General features: G+C 71.4%; 25 protein-coding genes and 1 pseudogene. 12 read left to right on the plus strand and 14 right to left on the minus strand.

Features of this window, described 5'->3' with window-relative positions; genetic code table 11:
* Nucleotides 1–29 precede the first annotated feature (29 nt).
* Nucleotides 30–443, minus strand: coding sequence for a DUF3037 domain-containing protein (locus ITI46_RS14530; protein WP_209239948.1), 414 nt, complete (start codon nucleotides 441–443; stop codon nucleotides 30–32).
* Nucleotides 440–1258: a HipA family kinase gene (locus ITI46_RS14535; protein WP_209239949.1), complete on the minus strand. Its 819-nt coding sequence runs from the start codon at nucleotides 1256–1258 to the stop codon at nucleotides 440–442. The genes ITI46_RS14530 and ITI46_RS14535 overlap by 4 nt, the downstream gene beginning before the upstream one ends.
* 605 nt (nucleotides 1259–1863) lie before the next feature.
* Here ITI46_RS14535 and ITI46_RS14540 point away from each other — a divergent pair.
* Genes ITI46_RS14540 through ITI46_RS35810 form a run of 3 tightly spaced genes read left to right on the plus strand, consistent with a single transcriptional unit; the run spans nucleotide 1864 to nucleotide 4217 of the window.
* Complete coding sequence (locus ITI46_RS14540) at nucleotides 1864–2820, plus strand: LLM class flavin-dependent oxidoreductase (protein WP_209239950.1); 957 nt, start codon at nucleotides 1864–1866, stop codon at nucleotides 2818–2820.
* The gene (locus tag ITI46_RS14545) at nucleotides 2820–3521 is read left to right on the plus strand and encodes an alpha/beta fold hydrolase (protein ID WP_209239951.1); all 702 of its coding nucleotides are present in this window, start codon (nucleotides 2820–2822) and stop codon (nucleotides 3519–3521) included. The genes ITI46_RS14540 and ITI46_RS14545 overlap by 1 nt, the downstream gene beginning before the upstream one ends.
* Nucleotides 3522–3530: 9 nt before the next feature.
* Nucleotides 3531–4217: a winged helix-turn-helix transcriptional regulator gene (locus ITI46_RS35810; RefSeq protein ID WP_209239952.1), complete on the plus strand. Its 687-nt coding sequence runs from the start codon at nucleotides 3531–3533 to the stop codon at nucleotides 4215–4217.
* Nucleotides 4218–4579: 362 nt separating this feature from the next.
* Here the strand turns inward: ITI46_RS35810 and ITI46_RS14555 are convergent.
* From ITI46_RS14555 to ITI46_RS14565, 4 genes and pseudogenes are all read right to left on the minus strand, one after another.
* Nucleotides 4580–4711, minus strand: a pseudogene (locus ITI46_RS14555) (transcriptional regulator); the annotation flags it as partial.
* A gap of 577 nt (nucleotides 4712–5288) precedes the next feature.
* Complete coding sequence (locus ITI46_RS14560) at nucleotides 5289–5732, minus strand: hypothetical protein (protein ID WP_209239953.1); 444 nt, start codon at nucleotides 5730–5732, stop codon at nucleotides 5289–5291.
* Nucleotides 5733–5869: 137 nt separating this feature from the next.
* Complete coding sequence (locus ITI46_RS35500) at nucleotides 5870–6001, minus strand: hypothetical protein (RefSeq protein WP_280634770.1); 132 nt, start codon at nucleotides 5999–6001, stop codon at nucleotides 5870–5872.
* A 44-nt stretch (nucleotides 6002–6045) separates the two neighbouring features.
* Nucleotides 6046–6498 (minus strand): MarR family winged helix-turn-helix transcriptional regulator, encoded by a 453-nt coding sequence (locus ITI46_RS14565; RefSeq protein ID WP_209239954.1) that lies wholly within the window; start codon nucleotides 6496–6498, stop codon nucleotides 6046–6048.
* Nucleotides 6499–6592: 94 nt separating this feature from the next.
* Between ITI46_RS14565 and ITI46_RS14570 the strand changes: the two genes are divergently transcribed.
* Together ITI46_RS14570 and ITI46_RS14575 are read left to right on the plus strand one after the other, a co-directional pair.
* Nucleotides 6593–6964 carry a hypothetical protein gene (locus ITI46_RS14570; RefSeq protein WP_209239955.1) on the plus strand — a complete coding sequence of 124 codons (372 nt, stop codon included), beginning with the start codon at nucleotides 6593–6595 and terminating at the stop codon, nucleotides 6962–6964.
* 125 nt (nucleotides 6965–7089) lie between these two features.
* On the plus strand, nucleotides 7090–7533 hold the full coding sequence (locus ITI46_RS14575) for a hypothetical protein (protein WP_209239956.1): 444 nt from the start codon (nucleotides 7090–7092) through the stop codon (nucleotides 7531–7533).
* Between the two features lie 22 nt (nucleotides 7534–7555).
* Here ITI46_RS14575 and ITI46_RS14580 read toward each other — a convergent pair whose 3' ends face one another.
* A complete protein-coding gene (locus tag ITI46_RS14580) occupies nucleotides 7556–8221 on the minus strand; it encodes a cysteine hydrolase family protein (RefSeq protein ID WP_209239957.1) in 666 nt (221 codons plus the stop codon).
* A gap of 152 nt (nucleotides 8222–8373) precedes the next feature.
* On the opposite strand from ITI46_RS14580, the gene ITI46_RS14585 reads away from it, so the two are divergent.
* Entirely contained in the window at nucleotides 8374–8835 is a 462-nt protein-coding gene (locus tag ITI46_RS14585; protein WP_209239958.1) for a pyridoxamine 5'-phosphate oxidase family protein, read from the plus strand.
* A 35-nt stretch (nucleotides 8836–8870) separates the two neighbouring features.
* Here ITI46_RS14585 and ITI46_RS14590 read toward each other — a convergent pair whose 3' ends face one another.
* The gene (locus ITI46_RS14590) at nucleotides 8871–10202 is read right to left on the minus strand and encodes an aminotransferase class I/II-fold pyridoxal phosphate-dependent enzyme (RefSeq protein WP_209239977.1); all 1332 of its coding nucleotides are present in this window, start codon (nucleotides 10200–10202) and stop codon (nucleotides 8871–8873) included.
* Between the two features lie 35 nt (nucleotides 10203–10237).
* Between ITI46_RS14590 and ITI46_RS14595 the strand changes: the two genes are divergently transcribed.
* Nucleotides 10238–10912, plus strand: a complete 675-nt coding sequence (locus tag ITI46_RS14595; RefSeq protein ID WP_209239959.1) for a pyridoxamine 5'-phosphate oxidase family protein — start codon at nucleotides 10238–10240, stop codon at nucleotides 10910–10912.
* Here the strand turns inward: ITI46_RS14595 and ITI46_RS14600 are convergent.
* From ITI46_RS14600 to ITI46_RS14610, 3 genes are all read right to left on the minus strand, one after another.
* Nucleotides 10899–12035 (minus strand): EamA family transporter, encoded by a 1137-nt coding sequence (locus tag ITI46_RS14600; protein ID WP_209239960.1) that lies wholly within the window; start codon nucleotides 12033–12035, stop codon nucleotides 10899–10901. The two genes, ITI46_RS14595 and ITI46_RS14600, sit on opposite strands and share 14 nt — an antisense overlap.
* A 98-nt stretch (nucleotides 12036–12133) precedes the next feature.
* The gene (locus ITI46_RS14605; protein ID WP_209239961.1) at nucleotides 12134–12670 is read right to left on the minus strand and encodes a Clp protease N-terminal domain-containing protein; all 537 of its coding nucleotides are present in this window, start codon (nucleotides 12668–12670) and stop codon (nucleotides 12134–12136) included.
* 212 nt (nucleotides 12671–12882) lie between these two features.
* Complete coding sequence (locus ITI46_RS14610) at nucleotides 12883–13491, minus strand: PadR family transcriptional regulator (protein ID WP_209239962.1); 609 nt, start codon at nucleotides 13489–13491, stop codon at nucleotides 12883–12885.
* A gap of 140 nt (nucleotides 13492–13631) precedes the next feature.
* Between ITI46_RS14610 and argG the strand changes: the two genes are divergently transcribed.
* The 3 genes from argG to ITI46_RS14625 all read left to right on the plus strand — a co-directional run bounded on the left by argG (nucleotide 13632) and on the right by ITI46_RS14625 (nucleotide 17254).
* Nucleotides 13632–15086, plus strand: coding sequence for an argininosuccinate synthase (gene argG / locus ITI46_RS14615; RefSeq protein ID WP_209239963.1), 1455 nt, complete (start codon nucleotides 13632–13634; stop codon nucleotides 15084–15086).
* Between the two features lie 325 nt (nucleotides 15087–15411).
* Nucleotides 15412–16323 (plus strand): endo alpha-1,4 polygalactosaminidase, encoded by a 912-nt coding sequence (locus ITI46_RS14620; RefSeq protein ID WP_247745984.1) that lies wholly within the window; start codon nucleotides 15412–15414, stop codon nucleotides 16321–16323.
* 85 nt (nucleotides 16324–16408) lie between these two features.
* Entirely contained in the window at nucleotides 16409–17254 is an 846-nt protein-coding gene (locus ITI46_RS14625; protein WP_209239964.1) for a PhzF family phenazine biosynthesis protein, read from the plus strand.
* Between the two features lie 66 nt (nucleotides 17255–17320).
* Here the strand turns inward: ITI46_RS14625 and ITI46_RS14630 are convergent, their stop codons facing one another.
* On the minus strand, nucleotides 17321–18136 hold the full coding sequence (locus ITI46_RS14630) for a CPBP family intramembrane glutamic endopeptidase (RefSeq protein ID WP_209239965.1): 816 nt from the start codon (nucleotides 18134–18136) through the stop codon (nucleotides 17321–17323).
* A gap of 111 nt (nucleotides 18137–18247) precedes the next feature.
* Nucleotides 18248–19744: a glutamate-cysteine ligase family protein gene (locus ITI46_RS14635; protein WP_209239966.1), complete on the minus strand. Its 1497-nt coding sequence runs from the start codon at nucleotides 19742–19744 to the stop codon at nucleotides 18248–18250.
* A gap of 499 nt (nucleotides 19745–20243) precedes the next feature.
* On the opposite strand from ITI46_RS14635, the gene ITI46_RS14640 reads away from it, so the two are divergent.
* Both ITI46_RS14640 and ITI46_RS14645 read left to right on the plus strand, forming a co-directional pair.
* The gene (locus tag ITI46_RS14640) at nucleotides 20244–20966 is read left to right on the plus strand and encodes a hypothetical protein (RefSeq protein WP_209239967.1); all 723 of its coding nucleotides are present in this window, start codon (nucleotides 20244–20246) and stop codon (nucleotides 20964–20966) included.
* A gap of 298 nt (nucleotides 20967–21264) precedes the next feature.
* Nucleotides 21265–21471, plus strand: coding sequence for a DUF5999 family protein (locus ITI46_RS14645; protein ID WP_209239979.1), 207 nt, complete (start codon nucleotides 21265–21267; stop codon nucleotides 21469–21471).
* A gap of 130 nt (nucleotides 21472–21601) precedes the next feature.
* Here the strand turns inward: ITI46_RS14645 and gcvP are convergent, their stop codons facing one another.
* Nucleotides 21602–24508, minus strand: a complete 2907-nt coding sequence (gcvP, locus tag ITI46_RS14650) for an aminomethyl-transferring glycine dehydrogenase (RefSeq protein WP_209239968.1) — start codon at nucleotides 24506–24508, stop codon at nucleotides 21602–21604.
* Nucleotides 24509–24532 lie beyond the last annotated feature (24 nt).

A 24532-nucleotide genomic window follows, 5' to 3' on the forward strand; every position in this document is an offset into this window, starting at 1 on the left:
GGGCGGGAGCGGCCCCTTGCAGATCCCGCCTACCGCACCAGCAGATCCAGCAGGCGCTCGCTCTCGGCCTCCGGGTCGGCGGTCAGCCCGGTGTGCACCGGCCCCGGCTGGACGACCGTGCTGCGCGGCGCCACCAGCCACCGGAAGCGCCGGCCCACGTCCTCCCCGGCCGCCTGCCCGGCCTGCGCGCCTCCGCTGCACACGTCCTCAACGGCGTGCAGCGCGGCGCGTACACCCTGCACGTCGGCGCACGGGTCGAGGGCGAACAGCCGGTCCTCGTCGAGATGGGTGCGGGCCCCGAGGAAGGAGCGCGCCCGGCAGTAGACGAGGACGCCCGCGTTGATCAGCTCGCCGCGTTCGATGTGGGGAACGACACGCAGCAGCGCGTACTCGAACACATCGAGATCGCTGCGCGCACCTGCCGCCGTACGAATCCACGTCACTTGGCATCGCCGCCCTTCCCGGTGAGCCAGCCCGGCGCTTGCGAGGGCCCGTCCTTGCTCGGCTCGCCGAGCGTGATCCGCTCATGGATCGTACGGGCACGGGACTCCAGGACCTCGGCGTACGCGGCGCGCACCTCGTCCGGGTCCGCGAAGCCCGGTTCGTCCACGAGCCACTCGTCGGGGATCTCGGCGGCGCACTCGGCCAGCAGATCCTGGGTGACCCGCGGCGCCAGCGCGGTCGCGGCCTCCTCGACCAGCGGGGCGAAGGGGGCCAGCGCGTGGTCGGAGGCGTCGTACGGCCGCTCGGCGGCGGCCTGCGCGGTGGGCCAGTTGTGGTGGAAGATCAGCGTCGCACCGTGGTCGATCAACCAGAGATCGCCGTGCCAGACCAGCATGTTGGGGTTGCGCCAGGAACGGTCGACGTTGTTCACCAGTGCGTCGAACCAGACCACCCGCCCGGCTTCCTCGGGGTCCACCTGATAGGCGAGCGGGTCGAAGCCGAGCGAGCCGGGCAGGAAGTCCATGCCGAGGTTGAGCCCGCCGCTCGCCTTCAGCAGCTCCTGCACCTCCTCGTCCGGCTCGGAGAGGCCGATCACCGGGTCGAGCCAGGTCCGCACCAGCTCGGGCACCCGCAGGCCCAGCCGCTGCGCGAGCCGCCCGCACAGCACTTCGGCCACCAGCGTCTTACGGCCCTGCCCGGCGCCGGTGAACTTCATGACATAGGTCCCCAGGTCGTCGGCCTCGACCAGACCGGGGAGCGAACCGCCCTCGCGCAGTGGTGTGACGTAGCGCGTGGCTGTGACTTCGGGGAGCATTTTCCCAGGTTATACGCGCCTCAGCGCCTTGGGATCAACGGCGGGTCGCCGGGCCCCTCCGGGCCGACACCGAACGCCTCCCCTCGCCGTGGACCATGTCCTGGTCCGAACACGACCGCCATACGGTGTCGTTTGCTGATTACATCGCGGACAACTCGGCCAGAATGCCCCGGCGGTAGTCAGCGGACGAGATCGTCGATTCCAATTGCGCTATATAAGCGCGCAGTTCCGCAGCCGTGACCCTCCTGAGCGTCCGTACGGCAGGCAGACGTGGTGGGCCGTCCTGACCAGTCCGACCGCCTGCTCGCCGGTGGCCGGGGGGCAGCAGGATCCGCAGGTCGACGCCGACTTGCAGCAGCCACCGTCGACGGGGGCCACCGACGAGCCGATCTCCGCGTCGTCCGCCTTGAGCTTGCCGCGCCGCCCTCCAGCCGCCCGCCGGACGTGCGTCCGTGGCCGTTCCTGCCTCCGGCGACATATGCCTGCGCCGTCTACCGGGCTCTGGTCACCATGAACCCCTCCTCGTTGCTACCGAAAGATGAACCTGACACTTCAAAAACAGGAAGTTCATCGATAGAGTCGGGACCCGGCGACCGGGAGGGAAGATGGCAAGACTGCAGATCGGCTACCTGCTGCCGACGCGTGACCAGTCCGTTCTGGGTGAGCACGAACCGGGGCGGCTCGTCGCCCAGGCGCGCCGGGCAGAGGAGCTGGGGCTGGACTCGGTCTGGGCCGGCGACAGTCCCGTGACCAGACCACGCGCGGATCCGCTGCTGCTGTTGGCCGCCGTGGCCCAGGCCACCGAACGGGTTGCGCTCGGCACGGCGGTGCTGCTGCCGGCGCTGCGCCATCCGATCCTGCTGGCCCACCAGCTCGCCACTCTCGACCGGCTGTCGGGGGGTCGGCTGATCGCGGGCATGGGCGGCGGGTTCCCGAACCCGAACACCCAGGCCCAGTTCGAGGCGGTCGGCATCGGATTCGCCCGCCGCATGGGCCGCATGGAGGAGTCGATCGACGCCATGCGGCAGCTCTGGTCGGGGGAGGCGGTGTCCTACAAGGGCGAGCACTTCGCCTTCACGGACGTGCGGCTCGCACCCCCGCCGTCCCGTCCGGGAGGACCACCGATCTGGCTGGCCGGCAGCAACGGTGCGGCGCTGCGGCGCGTGGCCCGCCTCGCCGACGGCTGGCTCCCCTATCCGACCGAGGCGACGGCGTACGCGAAGGAACGCGAGGTCATCGAGGAGGCCGTCAGGCAGCCGGCGACGCCCCGTTCGGTCACCCCCGCCCTGTACGCGACGCTCTGTCTGGACGAGGACCCGGAGAATGCGCACCGGCGCCTGCGGGCGAGCATCGAGCGCTACTACGGCGCGCCGCTCGACGTCATCGCCTCGATCCAGGCCGTGTTCGCCGGTACCGCCCGCCAGGCCGCCGACTGGCTGACCGGCTACGTCGGCGCCGGCGCGCGCCACCTCGTGATCCGCCTGGCGACCGACGACCACGACACGGGCCTGGAGGAGTTCGCCGACCAGGTTCTGCCCCTGCTGCGCGCGGAGGATCACTGATGACCACATTCGTACTCGTCCACGGCGCCTGGCACGGCCCATGGGCCTGGGACCGGATGGTCCCACTGCTGCACTCCGCCGGGGCGCACACTCTCACCCCGGACCTCGGCACCGCCGGGGACTGCGGGCTCCACGACCACGCGGAGGCGGTCGTCGCCGCCCTCGACACCGTTCGGGAGGAGGAGGACGCGCTCGTGCTGGTCGGGCACAGTTACGCGGGCCTGGTCGTACGGGAGGCGGCCGACATGCGGCCCGATGCCGTCGGTCACATCGTCCTGGTGGACGGATGGGCGGGGTCCGACGGCGCCAGCATCTTCAGCCTGGCCCCCGCCGCGTTCGTCACCGCGGCCCGTACGGCGGCCGAGACGCGCGGGGACGGACGGCGGATCAGGGCCCCGCCCCCGGCAGCGTTCGGCATCGTCGACACCGACGACGCGGCCTGGCTGGCCGCGCGCATGCTCCCCCAGCCGCTGCGCACGTTCACCGAGCCCACGCGCCTGAGCGGAGCCGTCGACCGGATCCCCGGAACCGCCGTTTACTGCAGGCCGCAGACCTACCCGTTCGACCAACTCGGCAACGCCGTCGGGTACCGGACGCAGGCGCTGGACGGCCCGCACGACGTGATGCTGACCGATCCGGGGCCGCTCGCCCGGATGCTCCTGGAGGCTGGTTCGTTCAAGAACGGGAAGCGCGAAGTCTAAAGTGATGAAGTGGAACAGCGAACGTACAACCAGTACTGCGCGACTGCGCGCACCCTTGACCTCGTCGGCGAGCGCTGGACGCTGTTGCTGATCCGCGAGCTGCTGACCGGGCCCAAGCGGTTCGGTGACCTGCAGGCCAGCCTGCGCGGCCTGGGCACCGGGCTGCTGGCCGCCCGCCTGAAGCATCTGGAACGCGAGGGACTGGCGAACAAGATCACGCTCCCTCCGCCCGCCAGGACCCCGGTCTACGCTCTCACCGAGGCCGGTGAGGAACTCGGGCCGGCGATCCTGGAACTGGCCCGGTGGGGCCTGAAGTGGGCGATGGGCGAACCGCGCGCGAGCGAGACGTTCCATCCAGGTTGGGCCCTGCTCGGCCTGCGGGCCTGCTTCGCCCCCGAGGCCGCCGCCGGACTCCGCGCGGTGTACGAGTTCCGCGTCGAGGACGAACTCTTCCACGTCCGCGTCGACGACGGGACGATCGAAGCGCTGCACGGACCGGCCCAGTACCCGGACGCGACCATCACCATCAGCCAGCAGGCTTTCCTCCGTCTGATCGGCCAACGCCGCACGTTCGCAGAGGTGGTAGACACCGGTGACGCATCGGCGTCCGGCGACAGCGAGGCACTGCGCAGGCTGAGGGGCCTGTTCCGCCTGCCGCCCCCGCGTGCCCGGAAGGCGGACCAGACCTCGTCCTGATGGGGGGGTGACGCATCACCACAGTCAGACCCGGTCCGGACACTCCAAGAGTCGGTGAAGTCGATGAACGGCTACAGCAGCTTCTTGTTCTTGGCCGGAGGAGCGGAACACCACGGAGTTGACCATCGCGCGCAGGGAGTTCTCGAACCGGTCGGCGGTGAACCGATCAGCGAGTGGGCCGGTGGGGTCGATGGGGTCAGGGGTGTCGGTGACCCAAGTGATCTCCTGTGCCGGCGCAGCCTGGCGGCCGGTCCGCTCTGCCCACTCACATCGCCGAACTCGACCACGCCATCGCAGAACTCTCCTCTCAGGCGGGGAGCCCCTACGCGTACGCAGGGTTCCCTGAGGCGCAGCCGAAGTCGTCAGCCGCCGGAGTGCGGTGCGGGTGCGGAGGCCCGGGGCGTGGCGGCCCAGGAGGCGAGCAGGCGCAGGCCCTCGTCGGAGGGCGCGTCGGGTTAGGCGGTGTAGATGGTGAGGGTGAGGCCGGTCCTTGCCGTGCGGGTTGCGGGCGGTGACGGCGCCCAGTACCCATTGGACCGTCTTCCCCTCATCTCGCGCAGCGCCCGGCGCCAGGACGACCTGGCCGCCGAGCCGGCCCGGGACGACGTCCACGCCCACGGGTCACTGCCGACGCCCTCGACCCCGACTCCCTCACCGCGGCCCTGCACGAAGCCGCCGACACGCTGGGGCCCGTCGAGATCCTCCAGTTCAGCGCCGTGCCTCGCGGCGGCTTCATGAAGCCGGTCCTCGAGACGACTGCCGCTGACCTGGACGACGATGGCCTTCTCTGTCCAGGGCCCGGTGACCTGTGTGCAGGCCCCGGGATGCGGGGGCTGGGCCGGGCACGCTGCTGTCGTCAACGGCGGCAGCACCCGTGCGCCCGAGCCCCCGCGTGGCCGGCACCCCGGCCGCGTTCGCTGTGGAGAGCCCGTGCCTTCTCCTGGGCCTCGACCATCCACGGGGCCGGCGCGTCGCCTCGAAGGACTCGCTCGAAGTGATCGCGGGCCGTGTCCAGGTCGCCGGCCAGAGCGGCTTGGCCGGTCCTCGGACCGTTGCTGCTTACGGGATGCGTCAGACCCGTACCGCCGGGCTGTTCACCGCGCCCTGGCCATCGCCGCGGTAGAACGTCACTTCATAGCGACCGTGCGGCACCTTTTTGGAAAGGGTCTTTCCCACATGCGCGCCGTATGTCTTGCCAGTGGACGTATTGACGGCCTCGATCCACACCACAGCACCATTTGCCGAGCCTCTGGTGTAGCCCTTGCCCTGGATCTTTCCGCCGGAGGCTGAAGCGCACACCTTCATGGTGTCTGCGTCACCTGGTCCCCAGGCACTGCAGCGCTGAGCCGTCGGAGCCGCAGAAGCAGCAGAAGCCGCGGGGACGGCCGCCAGCAGGGCAGCGCCTGCCAGCGCTCCAGCCATTGCTCCACGACCGAGAACACGAGAGAACATTTTCACCTTCGCCGTAATCGGGATTGCTTGCGCCGACAGGGCTGAGCCGGTCGGCTCATCCAAGGACGCCCGGTCAGGGCCCGTGGTTGCCGTGGCCGGATGAGTTTCCCTGGCCCAACCAAGGTGGTGCTGAAGGGCGTTGCCGGGAGGGGGCGGGCGGTGTCAGGCCCCGGTGGGATCGGCGCAGCCGGGGCCCGGCGTCACAGGGCGGCGCAGCGGGGCAGGAGCAGTTCGGCGCGGGCGATCTCCTGGGGGAGCGGAGGCTCCTCGGCAATCAGCGGCAGCGTCTCCGCAGCGGTGCGGAAGGTCTCGGTGACGTACGGGCAGTGCACCTCGGCTCGCCCGAACTCCCCCGCGCTGCCGTCAGTCCGGCGCGTCAGGCCGTCGGCAGGCCCAGGGATGCCGCGAGGCCGCCCAAGGCGGTGTGAAGCGCCTCCCGTTGGGACTGATCGAGGTCGGCGGTGAGTTCGTCGTCCAGGGCCCGGGCCTCGGCGGCGCAGGCGGACAGGAGCGTACGGCCCTGGTCGGTGAGGGTGAGGACCTGGCGGCGGCGGTCCTGCGGGTCGCGTACGCGCTGGACCGCGCCGAGGGATTCGAGGTGGTCGGCGAGGGAGACCACCAGGCTGGGGGCCACGCCGAGGCGGCCCGCGAGGTCCTGCTGCGAGGCGAAGGTGCCCTGGGCCAGGGCCGTGAGCAGGCCGACGTGCTTGGGCTTGAGGTCGTGCTGCTCGATCCGCTCGGCGAACCGGTCGCCCACCACCGCTCCCAGCGTGCTGAGGCGGAACACCAGGGTGCGCGGCAGGCCGGCGGAACCCTTGACCTTGTTCATGCCATGGATGGTAGCTTTGCAAAGTCATTCAGAGAGAGAATGATTTATGGCTTGACGGGCTTTCTGGTCCGCCACCGGAGGGCTGGGTGAGGGAATGTCGGTATCCACCGCACACACGTTGATAGCTCTGCTCAACGCGCTCGCCGCGCTCATCTCCGGGGCCGCGAGCGTGGTCGGACTGGCCCGGCCCGCCCTCGCCCTGACCGCGGGTGAACCCCTCAACTCCGGCGTGGTCCTGTACGCCCGTCTTTACGCCGCCCGCGCCGTTCCCCTCAGCGCGGCCGTGCTGATCCTCCTCGCGGCCGGCTCCTGGGGCTCCCTCGGCCCGGTGCTGATCGTCGCGGGCCTCGCGCAGCTGGCTGACGCCGCCATCGGTGCCGCCCGCCGCAACACGGGCATGCTGATCAGTGCGAGCGGGCTCACCGTGGTGCATCTGGCGTCGGCCCAGTGGCTGCTGAGCCACTGAGCCCGAAGGTCGAGTTCGCGCGGGCGGGCCCGCCTCGGAATGATCCCCGGGCCAGCGCGGATGTTCTTCGGAAGAGTTTCCGGTTTCTCCGCCACGGGTCGGCTCCGCGTGCCACGATCACCGCCATGCGTACTCACAAGGCTGTGGCCTGCCTTTTCGCCGCGACGGCACTGCTGCTGGCAGGTTGCTCCGACGACAGCGGCGGCGGCAAGAAGAAGTCCGCGCGAAGCGACAGCGGAAGCGGCGGTGCCGAGAAGGCAGAAGCCAACGACGGCACCGTGACCGTCGAGATCAAGGTGACCGGGGACTCCCCCGCGAACGTCTACGTCCCGGGCGTCATCGGCAAGGGCGTCGACAAGGAAGACCTGGACATGGACGGGATCAAGACGCCCTGGTCGAAGAAGTTCAAGCTGGAGTCAGGACGCATGGTGAACATGCAGGCTTCGTCCTCCGACCCCAAGTCGCAGATCGGCTGCCAGGTGCTCGTCAACGGCAAGGTCGTGAAGCAGAAGGTCACCAAGGCGAAGCCGGGCAAGACTCTCGTCTCCTACTGCTACACCACCGTGTAGTTCACATACACCACCGTGTAGTTCACTGCGGAACCGCCCCGGGCCGTGTCTCTGCTGGAGGCCGGCTCCAGCACTCGCATATCTCGTCGGCCGTCGTGACCGTCGCGACAAGTGCGAGGGTGTGGCGGACCAGCGCAGCCGCGTAGTCGGCCGGCACACCGGCGATCGCGTCGGCGGGCACCACGGCCGTGTAGCCCAGATTGACGGCGTCGAAGACCGCGTTGGGCACCGCCACGTTCGCCGAGACGCCGGTGATGACGAGCGTATGGACGCCGAGGTTGCGCAGCAGGGCGTCCACGTCCGTACCGGCGAGCGGCGAGAGCCCGTGCAGCCGCCGTACGACCAGGTCCTCGTCCGCGACCGGGATGGGCTCGGCGACCTGCACGGCCGGCGAGCCCGTCAACTGCCGTACGGGCAGCCGTTCGGCGGCGCGGAACAGCCGTGCGTTGCGGCTGGCACCGCGGCCGTCGGGACGGCGCTCGGCGACGGCGTGCACGACCTGCACGCCCGCCTGGTGTGCGGCGTCGGCCAGCTGCGCGACGCGGTCCAGCACTCCCGTGCTGCGTACCTGGTGGGCGAGTTCGGGCAGCGCGCCGGCCGCACCGACCACGCCTTGCTGGCACTCCACGGTCAGCAAGGCGGTGGTTGCGGGATGGAGCTGGGCGGCGAGCCGGTCGGGCGGGGGCATGCGTGCTCCCTTCCGTCGTCGGAGCGTCCGCAGAATAGGGAGCATTGCGTCGGACGGGAAGAGCCTTCATGATTTCCTGACGGGCCGTCAGCTCGCAGCTCGCTGTCAGCAACGCCCAGCTCGGCTCGGGATGCCCGGGAAGGCGGAGACGCATGGCCGACGCACAGCAGCGGCGGGGACGCCGGATCATGATGACTCGCGAGGAGCAGGACGCCTTTCTGCGCGCTCAGCGCACCTGCCGCGTCGCGACAGTGGGCCGGCAGGGCGCGCCCCATGTCGGGGCACTGTGGTTCTGCTGGGACGGCACCGCGCTGTGGCTGTACTCGCTCACCCGCAGCAGGAGATGGGCACAGCTGCGCCACGACCCGCGGCTCGCGGTGCTGGTGGACGACGGTGAGGAGTACGGGGAGTTGCGCGGCGTCGAGCTGTCCGGCCGGGCCGAGTCCGTCGGCGAGGCCCCGCGCACGGGCGAGCCCTGCGCGGAGCTGACCGAGGTGGAAGAGCTGTTCCCCGCCAAGTACTTCGGCCTGGAGCGGATGCCGTACGACGGACGGCACGCCTGGCTGAAGCTGGTCCCCGAGTCGGTGGTCTCCTGGGACTTCCGCAAGCTGTGAACGACCGCACCGGCCATGGTCTGCGGCGCTCCGCGTCAGTCGTACCGTCCCCCCGCAGCCGGGCGCAGCGCCGCTGACAGGTCGTCGGCGAGGCGGTCGATGTCCGGCGGGGACAGCGGCGAGACGGTCAGCCGCAGTCCGGGCGGGGAGGCGAGCCGGAAGCGGGCGCCGGGAGCCACCGCCCAGCCCGCCTGGAGCAGCCGCGCCACCGGCCCGGTCTCCTCCCGCACCGGCACCCATACGTTCATGCCGCTGCGCCCACGCGCGGCGACGCCCCGGGCGGCGAGCGCCTCGACCAGGGAAGTACGCCGGACACCGTACGAAGCGGCCACGCGCTCCGGGTCCGTGGCTCCGGTCTCCCACAGGTGTGCGACGGCGCGTTGAAGCAGATGGCTCACCCAGCCGGGGCCCAGCCGCTGACGGCCACGCACCCGGTCGACGGTGAGCGGGTCACCGGTCAGTACCGCGAGGCGCAGATCGGGCCCGTACGCCTTGGCCGTTGAGCGCACCAGCGCCCAGTGGCGGGTGGTGCCGGCCAGCGGGTGCAGCGGGAGGTCGACGATGGCGTGCCCATGGTCGTCCTCGACCAGCAGCGTCTCGGGGCGGGCCGCCAGCACGGCGCGCAACTCGCGGGCGCGCGCTGCCGAGACGGCCGCGCCCGTCGGGTTCTGCGCGCGGTCGGTGACGATCGCAGCCCGCGCGCCCTGCCCGAGGGCGCGCTCCAGATCCGACGGCAGCGGGCCGTCGTCGTCCACGGCGACGGGCAGCGGACGCAGCCCGAGCGCGGGTACGAGGTCGAGCAGGCTGCCCCAGCCAGGGTCCTCCACGGCCACGGCGTCGCCGGGGCGCAGATGCGCCGCCAGCACGCGCTCGATGGCGTCGAGCGACCCGGACGTGACGGCGAGCGGCCCCGCGGGCACTCCGTCGGCGTCCAGCGCCGCCCGTGCCGCGGCCGCGAACCCGGGGTCGGCGTCCGGCGCGCCGTACAGCACGGGCTCCTGTGCCGCGCGGTCGGCCGAGACGGCGAAGGCTGCCTTGAGGGGCGGGAGCAGCGCGGGGTCGGGGTTGCCGGTCGAGATGTCGACACCGCCCGCGGGCGGCTCGACCCGGACCGACTCGCGGGGCGCGCTGGCCGGCCGCTGCCGCACCCGGCTGCCCCGCCGGCCGGCCGTCTCGATGACACCGCGGTCGCGCAGCGCGCGGTACGCCGCCGCCACAGTGTTCGGGTTCACGCCCAGTTCGGCCGCCAACTCCCGCAGCGGCGGCAGCACTTCACCCGGCGCGAGCGCGCCGCTGCCGACGCCGCGCTCCACACTCGCTGCGATCTCCGCTGCGCCGCGCCCTTCGATCCGGTAGCCTCCTAGCACAAACACGATTATGCACTAGTTCAAAAGGAGAGGCAATGACCGGCTCACCCTCGGCCCCCACGGCCTACCCCCGCACTCCGCGCACCACCGGCACCCGGAACCGCGAGCGCATGTCCTACGACCGCGAGTTGGTGCACTCGGTCCTCGACGAGGGCTACCTGTGCCACTTCGGCTTCGTCCGCGACGGCGCGCCCGTCGTACTGCCCACGCTGTACGCACGGGTGGGGGAACGGCTGTACGTGCACGGCTCCACGGGCTCCCGGCCGCTGCGCGAGGCGGGCGAGGAGGACGAAGGCATTCCGGTGTGTGTGACGGTGACCCACGTGGACGGGCTGGTGCTGGCCAAGTCCGCCTTCCACCACTCCGTCAACTACCGCTCGGTGGTGGCACACGGCCGCGCCCACCAGGTGACGGACCACGAGGAGCGGCTGACGGCGCTGGACGCGATCGTGGAGAACGCCATCCCCGGGCGGGCCGACGACTCGCGCAGGGCCACTCCGAAGGAGCTGGCCGCGACCGCCGTCGTCCGGGTGGACCTGGAAGAGGTCTCGGCGAAGCTCCGTACGGGCGGGCCCAAGGACGAGCCGGAAGACCTCGACCTGCCGTACTGGAGCGGCGTGCTGCCCGTCTCCCCCGCCTACGGCACCCCGATACCGGCGGACGATCTGGCACCGGGCATCCCCGTCCCCGGCTACCTCACCGCGCGCTGACGTCCATCGCCGCGTCGGGGGAGCCGGCCACCGGCGCGGCGTCGGACCGCGCCTTCGGAGTGGAGCGCTGGGCGATGAAGGCGCCCAGCAGCACGACGGCGCCGCCCGCGAGCTGGACGGCGCTCAAGTGCTCACCGAGCAGCACCCAGGCGAGCACCGTCGCGATGACAGCTTCGAGGCAGGCCACCACACCAGCCACCGGCGGCGAGAGCCGCCGCACCGAGACCACGCCGGTCAGATACGCGGTCGCGGTGGCCACCAGCACGATCCAGACCAGCAGCACCCCTGCGTGCACAGCGGTGCCGTGCAGCTGCGCGGTCCCGCCGAGGACCGACCAGTCGGTATGCCAGGGCCTGGCCACAACGGTCAGCGCCAGCGCGCCGATCAGCAGCCCATAGGCGATGACGCCCATCGGGTCGGCCGGCGGTCTCGGCGCAGCAGCACCCCGGCTGCCCGCACCTTCCCCCGCTTGAGCCGCATGGCCGGCCTCCTCGACCGTGCTGCCGTGATCCGAGAGCACGAAGTAGCCCACCTGGCAGCAGGCGGCGCCCAGGGCGAGCGCCAGTCCGAGCCCGTCCAGCCGCAGCCCTGACCACACCTCCACGACGCAGCTGAGCCCGCCCACCGCCAGCACCATGCCGACCGCCGCCGCCCGCGTCACCGCCCGACGCTGCACGAACCGCACCCACAGCAGCACCAGCGCGGGCGCCAGATACTCGATCAGCAGCGCGACGCCGACCGGGATACGGGAGAGCGCGGTGAAGTAGAAAGCCTGCACACCAGCGACCGCCAGCAGCCCGAAGCCCACCAGCAGCCAGGGCCGTTGCCGCACCAGCGCACGGTGCCGCCAGGCGAGCGGCAGCAGCACCAGCGCCCCGCCGGCAGCACGCAGCCAGGTGACGTGCAGCGGCTCGAGCCCCGCCTCGATCAGCGGCTTCGCCGCGACACCGGAGCTGCCGAACGCACACGCGGAGACCAGCGCGAGGACGAGACCGGAGGTCCTGGCCCGGGCACTGTCCGCGGCACCGGGACCAGCGGACCCGGAGGGCGCGGCGGGCGTGGCGGGCGCAGCGGGTGCGCCGAAATCGGTGGACTCCGCGGAGCGGGACGACTGGGAACGCATCGCCGCATCATCTCAACCCGCGACAGGAGTGTCACCCCCGATGCCCCTGTCGTAGGGGCCCTGCCGACGACAGGTCACCTCTCGTGGAGCACGTCAGGTCACCCCTCGTGGAGCACGTCCAGCCGCTCGGCCAGCCGCGCCACATCGACCCCCGCGCGGTGCAGCACCTCCACGGCCCGGCACTCGGGGTCGGCCACCACCCCGGCGAACAGGTCCACCCCCTCGGTACGCGACTTCGCCAGCCGCCGGGCACGGCGGGCCGCCAGCTCCAGGGCCGCCTGTGCACTGGGGGACCAGCCGGGCACTCCCCCGGGCTGGTCGGATACGGCAGGTACGGCGCCGGAGTCCTCAACGGTGCTCTGCCAGCGCAGCCCGTAGCCGATGCTGCGCTGGACGAGGTAGCCGAGCAGTTTGCCGATCTGCGGCCCGCCGCCGTCGAGCAGCGCCCAGGTGCCACCGTCGGACTCCAGCAGGCTGTGCAGCAGATGCGCCGTGTCGATCTGCCGGTCCCCGTCCCGCGCCGCGCGCCGGCGCGCGGTCGCGATCACGTCGGCCAGCGCAGCACTGACCTGCGGTTCGACGACGGCGTCGAATCCTGCTTCGGCCGGAGGACTGGGCGGTGTAGAGCTGTGCACCGAACCACCACATCACACGCACCTGTGAGAATTCATCAGCGCGCCGTGGCATATGCCCGTCCCCCGAAGGGTGGGCACGGAGCCGGACGTCTCCTCCTTGGGAAGGAGATGGTAACGAGACACCCCTTGGCCGACCGAACGACCGGACGACCAGAGGACCGAAGGACCGGAGGCCGGGGAAAGCCGCCGCCAGGCCCGGCGCCCGCCGCGGCTCAGTCCTCGTCGGCGAGGATCAGATACAGGCTCTTCCGGGCGTCGTTGACGACTCGGAGCGCCTTCTGCCGCTGCTCCTCCGTCCCGGTCGCCCACACCTGCTGGAAGGCCGCCGCCAGTCCGCCGGCCGCGGTTCGCACCTCCTGCATGGCCTCCCAGTCCACGCCGCGCCCGGCTTCCTCCCAGGGCGCCTCGGCGCCGGCCTCGGCCTCGGTGCGGCCCGCGTCCGTGAGCGAGAAGTGCTTCTTGCCGCCTTCGCTCTCGCTGGCGATCAGGCCCTCGTCCTCCAGCAGCTGCAGCGTCGGGTAGACGGAGCCGGGGCTGGGCTTCCAGGCACCGCCGCTGCGTTCGGCGATTTCCTGGATCATCTCGTAGCCGTGCATCGGCCGCTCCTTGAGCAGCGCCAGGATCGACGCCCTGACGTCCCCGCGCCTGGCCCTGCCCCGGGGACCGCCCCGACCGCGCCCCCGGCCGCCGAACGGTCCGCCACCGAAGGGCGGCCCGAAGGGGCCGAAGGCCGCGCGCCCTCCGCCGGGCCCACGGCCCCGGCCGGGACCGCACTGCCGCGCACCCCGCTCCACCCGATTGTCCATTCCATAGGGATACATCGCTGACTCCTCTCACATCACATCTTTGATCAGTCGCGATGCTTCAACGATATATCGGCAACAATCGCATGGCAAGACCCGGGTAAATTTCCATCCGGCCAGCCTTTGCATAGCCATGCGTGTCTATGCATACTATTCCTATGTCTAAGGTCCTCACCTCCCTTCCCGCCGGCGAGCGCGTCGGCATCGCCTTCTCGGGCGGCCTCGACACCTCCGTCGCGGTCGCGTGGATGCGCGACAAGGGCGCCATCCCGTGCACCTACACCGCCGACATCGGCCAGTACGACGAGCCCGACATCGCCTCGGTGCCCGGCCGGGCGAAGACCTACGGCGCCGAGATCTCGCGCCTGGTCGACTGCCGCGCGGCGCTGGTCGAGGAGGGCCTGGCAGCGCTCACCTGCGGCGCTTTCCACATTCGCTCCGGCGGGCGTGCCTACTTCAACACCACGCCGCTCGGCCGCGCCGTCACCGGGACCCTCCTGGTCCGGGCCATGCTCGAGGACGACGTACAGATCTGGGGCGACGGGTCGACCTTCAAGGGCAACGACATCGAGCGGTTCTACCGCTACGGCCTGCTCGCCAACCCACAGCTGCGGATCTACAAGCCCTGGCTGGACTCGGACTTCGTGACCGAGCTCGGCGGCCGCAAGGAAATGTCGGAGTGGCTGCTCGCCCACGACCTGCCCTACCGCGACAGCACGGAGAAGGCGTACTCCACCGACGCCAACATCTGGGGCGCCACCCACGAGGCCAAGACCCTGGAGCACCTGGACACCGGCGTGGAGACCGTTGAGCCCATCATGGGCGTGCGGTTCTGGGACCCGTCGGTGGAGATCGCCACCGAGGACGTCGCGATCGGCTTCGAAAAGGGCCGCCCCGTGACGATCAACGGCAAGGAGTTCGCCTCCCCCGTCGACCTGGTGATGGAGGCCAACGCCATCGGCGGCCGGCACGGCATGGGCATGTCGGACCAGATCGAGAACCGCATCATCGAGGCCAAGAGCCGCGGCATCTACGAGGCGCCCGGCATGGCCCTGCTGCACGCGGCGTACGAGCGGCTGGTGAACGCGATCCACAACGAGGACACCCTCGCCCAGTACCACAACGAGGGGCGCCGCCTGGGCCGGCTGATGTACGAGGGCCGCTGGCTGGACCCGCAGGCGCTGATGGTGCGCGAGTCGCTCCAGCGCTGGGTCGGTGCTGCGGTCACCGGTGAGGTCACGCTGCGGCTGCGGCGCGGCGAGGACTACTCGATCCTCGACACCACGGGCCCGGCGTTCAGCTACCACCCGGACAAGCTGTCCATGGAGCGCACCGAGGACTCGGCGTTCGGTCCGGTGGACCGGATCGGCCAGCTGACCATGCGCAACCTCGACATCGCCGACTCGCGGGCCAAGCTGGAGCAGTACGCGGGACTCGGCCTGATCGGCACCACCGACCCCGCCGTCGGCGCCGACCAGGCAGCCGCCACCGGGCTGATCGGCGCCATGCCGGAGGGTGGGGCCGAAGCCATCGCCTCCCGCGGTGAGATCACCGGCGACGAGGGCGACGATGCGCTGCTGGACCGCGTCGCGATGGAGTCCGGCACGGACTGACCACCACCGTTGTGGGCGGCCCGCCGAACGGGCCGCCCCGCGGACTGACCACCACCGGATGCCGCAGGACGACCGGGCATCGGACAACCGGACGCTGGACAGGCCGGCTCGGCGGCGAGGGCGCCGAGCCGGCCTCTTGCTGCCGCCGAGCAGGCCTTATTGTGCCGTCGAGCCGGCGGGGCGGGCTTTTCTCGGGCCTCTCAGGACCAGCGGTCCAACCGTGCGGCGATCTCCGTACGCTGGGCGCTGGACGGCGGTCGGCGCCGCCCGACGCAGCGTCAGGAGCCGCCTCTTCATGCACAGTCCCGCCATGCACAGTCCCGCCATGCACAGCTTGGCCATGCACAGCCCCGCCACGCGCAGCCGCACCCCGTGCAGCCCCGCCTCCCCGCCGGCCCGCAGGCGCCGGGTACCGGCCATCGTGGCCGTACTCCTCACGGTGGCCGCCATCGCCGGGTGCGGTGCCGGTCCGCGCGACGGCGCCCCGGGCGGGCGGGACCGCGCATCGAAGGCGGCCCGGCCCGCTCCGCCGCCCGTGCACGCGGGCTTCGACTACCAGATCGGCGGCGCCTACCCACCGCCCGAGGGGGTGCGTGTGGTCTCCCGGGACCGTGGGCAGTCCCCCGCCTCCGGGCACTACAACATCTGCTACGTCAACGGCTTCCAGGCCCAGCCCGACGCACTCGACCGGTGGCAGCGGCACCATCCCGAACTGGTGCTGCACACCCGGGGCGGCAAGCCGGTGATGGACACCGACTGGAACGAGGCGCTGCTCGACACCTCGACCGCCGCCCGCCGCAAGGCGCTGGCCCGCATCGTCGGACGGTGGATCGACGGCTGCGCCGAGAAGGGGTTCCAGGCCGTCGAGCTGGACAACCTCGACTCCTACGAACGCTCCGGAGGGCGCCTCACCGAGGCCGACAACGTGGCGTTCGCCGCGCTGCTGACGCGGCGTGCCCACCGCAGTGGACTGGCGGCCGGGCAGAAGAACGCCGGGGAACTGCTGGCGCGGCGTACCACGATGGGATTCGACTTCGCGGTGACCGAGGAGTGCGGGCAGTACAAAGAGTGCGGGCAGTACGCGAAGGCGTACGGCGACCGCGTGCTGGATGTCGAGTACACCGCCAAGGGGCTGGCAGCGGCCTGCCGCACCTGGGGCAAACGGCTGTCGATCGTCGGACGCGACCTGGACGTCAGGCCCGAAGGAGAGGACGGGTACGTCCACGAGCGGTGCTGAACCGGTCCGCACGCATCGTGAACCGGTCCGCTCGCATCGAATTGGCCCTGCCCGGATCCGCTCAGCGCCCGTAGCGTCCCGGGTCATGAGACTCCGTACTGTTGACGCCTTCGCCACCGCCCCCTACACCGGCAACCCCGCCGCTGTCGTACTCCTGGACGCGGACGGCTTTCCGGAGGACTCCCGCCTCCAGGCCCTCGCCGGGGAGCTGAATCTCTCCGAGACCGCCTACGCGCACCCCCTCACCGACGACCCGGAAGCCGACTGGGCGCTGCGCTGGTTCACACCGACCACCGAGGTGGACATGTGCGGCCACGCCACGCTGGCCACCGCGCATCTGCTCGCCGAGGACGGCCTGCTGGCCGAGGGCGAGCGGGTGCGCTTCCGTACCCGCAGCGGGGTGCTCAGCGCCTCCCGCGAGCCGGACGCCACGCTCACCCTGGACTTCCCCACCGCCGAGCTGACGCCGGTTCCGGTGCCGGACGGCGTCGGGCAGGCGTTCGACACCGAGGCGGTGGCGGCCTGGGACACCGGCACGCTTGGGATGCTGGTACTGGAGCTATCCGATGAGAAGACGCTGCGCGAACTGGCCCCCGCGGCCGAAGCCGTGGCCGCGCTTCCCGCACCGGTCGTGATCGTGACCGCCGCAGCGGCGCCGTCGGCGGCGGGCCCCGCGGCCGGGGAGCCGGGACACGACTTCGTCTCCCGGGTGTTCGCCCCCTCCCAGGGCCTCCCGGAGGACCCCGTCACCGGCAGCGCGCACACCGCGCTGGCCCCGCTGTGGTCCGGCCGGCTCGGCCGCGACACCCTGACGGGTCTGCAGGCGTCGCGGCGCACCGGCTACGTCCGCACCACACTGCGCGGCGACCGCACCCTGCTCGGCGGCCGGGCCAGCACCGTGCTGGACGCGGAGCTGCGCACGCAGCTGTAGCCCCTTCCGCCGCACGTACCCCCGAACACACGCACCCTCCCCGCACGCGTCAGCCTGCCCACGCCCTCAGGGCGTGGGCAGCCAGTCCACCCGCCCCGCGAGCAGCGCGTATCCGACGAAGGCGACGATGTCGATCAGCGCATGGGCCGCGACCAGCGGCCCCACGCGCCCCCAACGCCGGTAGAGGACCCCGAAGACGAGGCCCATCGCCAGGTTGCCGAAGAAGCCTCCGATGCCCTGGTAGAGGTGGTAGGAACCGCGCAGTACCGCGCTGGCGGAGAGCGACGCGAGCGGCGCCCAGCCGAGCTGGTCGAGCCGGCGCAGCAGATAGCCGACGACGATCACCTCCTCCAGCACGGAGTTCTGCACGGCGGAGGCGATCAGTACCGGATACTTCCACCACACGCCGGGCAGCGACTCCGGCTCCACGGTGAGGTTGAAGCCGCCGGCCTGGGCCAGCAGATAGAGCCCGATCCCGCAGCCGCCGATGCCGGCCGCCACCGCGGCACCCCAGCCCAGGTCGAAGGCAGGGCGACGGCGGTCGAACCCCAGCACCCGCAGCCCGCCCGCGCCCTCGCGCGTCAGCAGATGCGCGACCAGTGCGACGGGCACCAGCGCGGTCGCGATCCCGAACAGCTGCCAGGCGAGGTCGAGCCACGGCCGGCCGGGCGCCTGGGAGGAGTTGAGCTTCGCCGCCTGATCCGCCAGCCCGCCCGGCTTCGTCACCGCGCCGAGGAAACTGATCAGCGACGAGACGGCGCTGGCCCCCAGCGAGAGGGCGAGCACGAGCAGCAGCTCGGTACGGAGCCACTGCCGCGGCAGCCGGCCGGCGGGGGCCGCCGCCGGTACGGGCAGCGGGTCGTCAGCCGCCTGTGCGCGCACCCGGACCTCCAGCTGTGGACGCCGTAACCATCCCGTTCCTTCCTGTCGCACCCCACCCGCCAGACCCACAGCTTGCCTGACGGCTCTCGCGTACCCGGCATGGGGCAGGGCCTACGGCCCCTCGGTCCACGTATGAACCGGCGCGCCGTCCGCCGCGCGCTCACAGTAGGCGCGGGTGACCGCGGCCAGCGCCTTCTCCCTGTCCAGACCGGATTCGACCGCACGGCGATAGGCCGCCGCCTGCCAGGAGGCGCCGTTGACGCGCAGCCGGCAGCGCTCCTCGATGATCGAGAGGTACCGGTCGCGGTCCGCCGGCTCCACGCCCCACGCGTCGAGCCCGGCGGCAGCCAGCGGCAGCAGTTCGTTGCGCACCAGCCGGGTGGCGGGCTGCCGGACCAGCCCCGTACCCCGTCCCGAGCGCGGCCACCACAGCTCCGCCTCGATCCCGTACCGGCACGCCGCGTCGAAGTTCCGCTCGGCGTACTCGAACGGCATCCGGTTCCACACCGGCCGCGGATCGTCGGCCAGCGCGCGGACCAGCCCGTAGTAGAAGGCCGTGTTGGCCAGTACATCGGCGACCGTCGGCCCCGCCGGCAGCACCCGGTTCTCCACCCGCAGATGGGGAGCGCCCTCCATCACCCCGTACACCGGCCGGTTCCAGCGGTAGATGGTGCCGTTGTGCAGCGTCAGCTCCGGCAGCGCGGGCACCCCTCCGTCGGCCAGCACGCGCTGGGTGTCCTCCTCGTCGCAGATCGGCAGCAGCGCGGGGAAGTAGCGCAGATTCTCCTCGAACAGGTCGTACGCGGAGGAGATCCAGCGCTCCCCGAACCACGTGCGCGGGCGTACGCCCTGGGCGCTCAGCTCGGGCGGACGCGTATCGGTGGCCTGGAGGAAGAGCGGAATCCGCGACTCGCGCCACAGTTCGTGCCCGAACAGGAACGGCGAGTTGGCCCCCATGGCGATCTGTGCGCCGCTGATGGCCTGCGCGGCGTTCCATACGTCGGCGAACCGTCCGGGTGTCACCTGAAGGTGCAGTTGTACGGAAGTGCAGGCCGATTCGGGCGCTATCGACTCCGACGTGCTCACCAGGTGTTCCACGCCGTCGATGTCGAGGGAGATCTCCTCCCCCCGCGCCGCCATGATCTGGTCGTTGAGCAGCCGATAGCGGTCATCCTCGGTGAGGTTGGCCAATGTCAGATCGCGCGCTGTGAGGGTCGGAAGAGTTCCGATCATGACAATACGCGCATCCACTTCACGCGCCTGCCGGTCGGCATATGCCAGCCCGGTGCGGAGTTCTTCGGAGAGCTGGTCGAGAACTCTTCCGGAGAGCGCGTGCGGCACGATATTCACTTCCAGATTGAACTGCCCCAGCTCTGTCTGGAAATCCGAACTCGCGATGTGCTGAAGGACCTCCGCATTCACCATGAGGGGCTGACCTTGGACGTCCGCGAGATTCAGCTCGATCTCCAGCCCCATCAGATTCCTGGGCCGGTCGAACCTCTTCTCCTCCAGCAGCTGCCACAGTCCCTCGAGACACTTGTGCAGCTTGTGCCGGTACCGCCGTCGATCGGACAGGTCGAACCTGTCGGCGACGACCTTCTCTCCCATCGGAGGGTTCCTCCCTGCTGGTGGATGCTGCCGGGGCCCCGGCCGAGCGTGCACCGATGATGCCCTGCCACGCCACGGATAACGCCTGGCAGGCTGACGCGGCGGGTAACTGCCGCTAGGCTGGCGGATGCCGGACGGCACATTCCGACGGCATACGGCGGCGTCCAGCCCTGGCGGCACACTTCTCCCGAAAAGCAGCGACGCCATCAGGCCGACCGCGTTTCCCGCAGATTCCGAGGTCATCGCCACCCCTTCGGCATCGCTGCAGGTGAAAAGGGAGCCGATTCGGCCGGTTATACCCTTACGGGAAACAACGGGCCACGTTAGCGGAAACACCTCTCGAACACATCTCGTATAAACTGCGCGAACGAGGCAGAGACTTGGCGATCCCGGCCCGCCCCCGTCGAACCCTCCCAGCCGCGTCCGCGGCCATCCCCGCGCCGACACCGCCGTCGCGCCCCCGCCAGCACCATGTGTCTCCCAAGAGAGGCGACCCGCCATGCCGCTGCACGTACCCTCGGCCCCGGCCCCAGCCCTGCGCAGTGTCCTGACCGCCCTCGGCTCCCCGAGAGCGGTCCGAGGCTCCCGGGCACCCCTGGCACTGCGCACCGCTCAAGGCCCCCTGCGTCCCGAACTCCCGCTCCCGGCGTACGAACTGGCGCGCGTGGCGCCGCACGCCTCCGAACGCGCCGTCGAGCGCCCCTCCGGACGTACCCCCCGGCGCCCCTCCGGACGCCCGGCCGGACCCGCCGTCGAACCGGCGGACACCTCGCCCCGCACCCGGCTGACCGGCTGGCGCTTCCTGCTGACCGACGAGGGTACCGAGGGTTCAGCCGGCGGCGACGGGGCACAGGGCGGCGCGTACGTCGGCACCGCCGAAGCGGTACTGACCGCGGACGGCTGGACGTTCGGACAGTTCAGGCAGGGCCCCTACGAACTGTCCACGGTGCGGGCGGTGCGGCAGGCCGAGCTGCTGCCGGCCCCGTACCAGCCGCGCCTGCTGTCGGTGCCGGAGCTGTACATGCTCACCCTGTGGCTGCACGCCGATGTCACGGCCGACCCGTGCGGCGGCGTTCCCGACCCTGCCGACCTGCTGATCCCGCTGGCCCCCGCGCCGCCCGGCATCGCCCCGCACACCGCGCACCGAGTGGACGCACTGCTGCCCGTGCTGACCCGCAGACTGAACACCCCGGCGGCCTCGTTGCTGCGTACGCCCGCGTAGGAGCGGCTTCCGTCCTGCGACAGCCCCTGCGCCGCCGTGCGCCCCTCCGGATGGGCTAGTCTTCCGGATTACCCGAACCCCCCGAAATAACCGGGCAGTTGGGCGCAACCGCCCGTCAGGGTGGTGCGTCTGTGCGGTTGGGTACGAGCCGACACGAAATCCCTGCGGATTCGAGCCGGTAGGGGAACACTGGGAGTTGAACCGGGACGTACGCACGTACGTGGTTACGGGGGGAACGGCCATGCACGACAAGGTTCGCAGGACAGACGCCACAACACGACGGAAGACGACACCGACCATGTGCCAGCACCAGCCACCGTGCCCCACAGCGGATTCAGCAGACAGGGAGGCCGCGCAGCCCGTGGCCCACCACCCCGAGCAGGGCTGGAGCCTGCTCTGCAACGGAGTTCTGCTCTTCGAGGACACGGGAGAGTTGCTGCCGGACGGCCAGATCATCGCACCGCACAAGCCGCTGGGCACCCGGCACATCACCGCCGCCGCGTAGCCCGCGGCCGCGCACCCGCCGGGCTCTCACCGTTCCCTCGGCGGAGAACGGCTCCCGCGGCGGAGAATACGGCGCACAACGCAGTGGCCCCGCCCTCACCGGGCGGGGCCACTGCGGCGCTCGGCGCCGGCTAGCCCGCGTCGTACTCCGCGATCGGCGGGCAGGAGCAGACGAGGTTGCGGTCACCGTAGGCACCGTCGATCCGGCGCACCGGCGGCCAGTACTTGTCGGAAGCGCGCACACCAGTCGGGAAGACGGCCTCCTCCCGCCCGTAGCCCTGCTCCCAGTCGCGGGCGAGCATGGCGGCCGTGTGCGGGGCGTTGCGCAGCGGGTTGTCGTCCGCGTCCCACTCCCCCGTGCCGACCTTCTCGATCTCCGCACGGATGGCGATCATCGCCTCGCAGAACCGGTCGACCTCGGTCAGATCCTCGCTCTCCGTCGGCTCGATCATCAGCGTCCCGGCGACGGGGAAGGACATCGTCGGCGCGTGGAAGCCGTAGTCGATCAGCCGCTTGGCCACATCGTCGATGCTCACGCCCGTCTGCCTGGTCAGCGGCCGCACGTCGATGATGCACTCGTGCGCCACCAGCCCGTTCGGCCCCGTGTAGAGCACGGGGTAGTGAGGCTCGAGCCGCTTGGCGATGTAGTTGGCGCTCAGCACTGCCACCTGCGTCGCCCTGCGCAGCCCCTCCGCGCCCATCAGCCGCACGTACGCCCACGAGATCGGCAGGATTCCGGCCGACCCCCACGGCGCCCCGGAGACCGGCCCGATACCCGTCTCGGGCCCGGCAGCAGGCTGGAGGGGGTGGTTGGGCAGATACGGCGCCAGGTGCTCCCGTACGCCGATCGGGCCGACGCCGGGGCCGCCACCGCCATGCGGGATGCAGAACGTCTTGTGCAGATTGAGGTGCGAGACGTCGGCACCGAAGCGGCCCGGCCTGGCCAGCCCCAGCAGCGCGTTGAGGTTGGCACCGTCCACGTACACCTGGCCGCCCGCGTCGTGCACGGCGGCGCAGACCTCGGTGATGTGCTCCTCGAACACCCCGTGCGTCGAGGGGTAGGTGACCATCAGTACGGCCAGCTCGTCGCCGTACTGCTCGATCTTGGCGTGCAGGTCGGCCACGTCCACATCGCCGTTGTCGCTGGTCTTGACGACGACGACCTTCATGCCCGCCATCACGGCGCTGGCCGCGTTGGTGCCGTGCGCCGAGGACGGGATGAGGCAGACGGTGCGCTGCGCCTCGCCGTTGGCGCGGTGGTAGGCGCGTACGGCCAGCAGCCCGGCCAGCTCGCCCTGGGAGCCCGCGTTGGGCTGGAGGGAGACCTTGTCGTAGCCGGTGACCTCGGCCAGCCGCTCCTCCAGTTCGCGGATCAGCGTCAGATATCCCTCGGCCTGCTCGGCGGGTGCGAAGGGGTGCAGCGCGCCGAACTCCGTCCAGGTGACCGGCTCCATCTCCGTGGTGGCGTTGAGCTTCATGGTGCAGGAGCCGAGCGGGATCATGCCCCGGTCCAACGCGTAGTCCCGGTCGGCGAGGCGGCGCAGATAGCGCAGCATCGCCGTCTCGGAGCGGTGCTCGTGGAAGACCGGGTGCGTGAGGTAGTCGTCGGTTCGCAGCAGCTCGCCGGGGAGCGCCTCCGTCCCGGTCACCCCGTCCAGCTCGTCGAGGTCGGCCTCGGCGACCCCGAAGGCCCGCCACACGGCCGTGAGCTGGGCGCGGCCGGTGGTCTCGTCGCAGGCCATGCCGATGTGGTCGGCGTCCACCTGCCGCAGGTTGACCCCGGCCTCGCGGGCCCGCTCGGTGATCTCGGCGGCGCGGCCGGGCACATGCGCGGTGACGGTGTCGAAGAAGCGCTCGTGGACGATCTCGACGCCGCCGTCCCGCAGCCCGGCGGCGAGCAGTGCCGCGTAGCGGTGGGTACGGCGGGCGATGGCCGCCAGCCCGTCGGGCCCGTGGTACGCGGCGTACATCCCGGCCATCACGGCGAGCAGCACCTGCGCGGTGCAGATGTTGCTGGTGGCCTTCTCGCGGCGGATGTGCTGCTCGCGGGTCTGCAGAGCGAGGCGGTACGCCTGCTCGCCGTCCGCGTCCTTGGAGACGCCGACGAGCCGGCCCGGCAGGCTGCGCGCGAACGTATCCCGGACCGACATGTAGCCCGCGTGCGGCCCGCCGAAGCCCATCGGCACGCCGAAGCGCTGGCTGGAGCCGACGGCGATGTCGGCACCCAGCTCGCCGGGCGAGGTCAGCAGGGTGAGCGCCAGCAGGTCGGCGGCGACGGTGACGACCGCGCCCAGTTCGTGCGCCCGCTCGATCACCGGGCGCGGGTCGCGCACCGCACCGGAGGCACCCGGGTACTGGAGCAGTACGCCGAAGACACCGCCGCGCTCGGCGAGCTCGTCCGGGATGCCGTCGCTCAGGTCGGCGACCTCGACCTGCACCCCGGTGGGCTCCGCACGGGTCCGCAGCACCGCCACGGTCTGCGGCAGACAGTCGGCGTCGACCAGGAAGATCCCGCCGCCCTTCTTGCCGACCTTGCCGACCCGGCGCGAGAGCGCCATCGCCTCGGCCGCGGCCGTGGGCTCGTCCAGCAGCGACGCACCCGCTGTGGGCAGCCCGGTCAGATCGGAGACGACGGTCTGGAAATTGAGCAGCGCCTCCAGCCGGCCCTGGGAGATCTCCGGCTGGTAGGGCGTGTAGGCGGTGTACCAGGCGGGGTTCTCCATGACGTTGCGCAGGATCACCGGCGGCGTGACAGTGCCGTAGTAGCCCAGCCCGATCATCGAGTGCAGAACCTGGTTGCGCTGTGCGAGAGAGCGCAGCTCGGCCAGCACCCCGGCCTCGCTGAGCGCGTCGGGGAGTTCCAGCCGCTCAGTGCTCTTGATCACGTCGGGCACCGCCGCCGCGGTCAGCTCGTCGAGCGACCCGTAGCCGACCTGCGCGAGCATCTTGGCCTGCGCACCTGCGTCGGGTCCGATATGGCGGCTCTCGAAGGGAGTGCCGCTCTCCAGTGCGGAGAGCGGGGTCCGGTGGGAAGTCATCTGCGGGGGCCTCCTGGTCTGTGC

Origin of the sequence: Streptomyces oryzae, assembly GCF_017676365.1 — a bacterium.
GTDB lineage: Bacteria > Actinomycetota > Actinomycetes > Streptomycetales > Streptomycetaceae > Streptomyces > Streptomyces oryzae.

Coding starts and splice junctions, on each gene's coding strand:
- ITI46_RS14580 (WP_209239957.1), bottom strand. CDS start 8,221: ATGCCCCCGCCCGACCGGCTCGCCGCCCAGCTCCATCCCGCAACCACC.
- ITI46_RS14595 (WP_209239959.1), top strand. CDS start 10,238: ATGACCGGCTCACCCTCGGCCCCCACGGCCTACCCCCGCACTCCGCGC.
- ITI46_RS14540 (WP_209239950.1), top strand. CDS start 1,864: ATGGCAAGACTGCAGATCGGCTACCTGCTGCCGACGCGTGACCAGTCC.
- ITI46_RS14645 (WP_209239979.1), top strand. CDS start 21,265: ATGTGCCAGCACCAGCCACCGTGCCCCACAGCGGATTCAGCAGACAGG.
- ITI46_RS14640 (WP_209239967.1), top strand. CDS start 20,244: ATGCCGCTGCACGTACCCTCGGCCCCGGCCCCAGCCCTGCGCAGTGTC.
- ITI46_RS14535 (WP_209239949.1), bottom strand. CDS start 1,258: ATGCTCCCCGAAGTCACAGCCACGCGCTACGTCACACCACTGCGCGAG.
- ITI46_RS14545 (WP_209239951.1), top strand. CDS start 2,820: ATGACCACATTCGTACTCGTCCACGGCGCCTGGCACGGCCCATGGGCC.
- ITI46_RS14635 (WP_209239966.1), bottom strand. CDS start 19,744: ATGGGAGAGAAGGTCGTCGCCGACAGGTTCGACCTGTCCGATCGACGG.
- ITI46_RS14565 (WP_209239954.1), bottom strand. CDS start 6,498: ATGAACAAGGTCAAGGGTTCCGCCGGCCTGCCGCGCACCCTGGTGTTC.
- ITI46_RS14585 (WP_209239958.1), top strand. CDS start 8,374: ATGGCCGACGCACAGCAGCGGCGGGGACGCCGGATCATGATGACTCGC.
- ITI46_RS14625 (WP_209239964.1), top strand. CDS start 16,409: ATGAGACTCCGTACTGTTGACGCCTTCGCCACCGCCCCCTACACCGGC.
- ITI46_RS14570 (WP_209239955.1), top strand. CDS start 6,593: ATGTCGGTATCCACCGCACACACGTTGATAGCTCTGCTCAACGCGCTC.
- ITI46_RS14610 (WP_209239962.1), bottom strand. CDS start 13,491: ATGTATCCCTATGGAATGGACAATCGGGTGGAGCGGGGTGCGCGGCAG.
- gcvP (WP_209239968.1), bottom strand. CDS start 24,508: ATGACTTCCCACCGGACCCCGCTCTCCGCACTGGAGAGCGGCACTCCC.
- argG (WP_209239963.1), top strand. CDS start 13,632: ATGTCTAAGGTCCTCACCTCCCTTCCCGCCGGCGAGCGCGTCGGCATC.
- ITI46_RS14575 (WP_209239956.1), top strand. CDS start 7,090: ATGCGTACTCACAAGGCTGTGGCCTGCCTTTTCGCCGCGACGGCACTG.
- ITI46_RS14600 (WP_209239960.1), bottom strand. CDS start 12,035: ATGCGTTCCCAGTCGTCCCGCTCCGCGGAGTCCACCGATTTCGGCGCA.
- ITI46_RS14620 (WP_247745984.1), top strand. CDS start 15,412: ATGCACAGCTTGGCCATGCACAGCCCCGCCACGCGCAGCCGCACCCCG.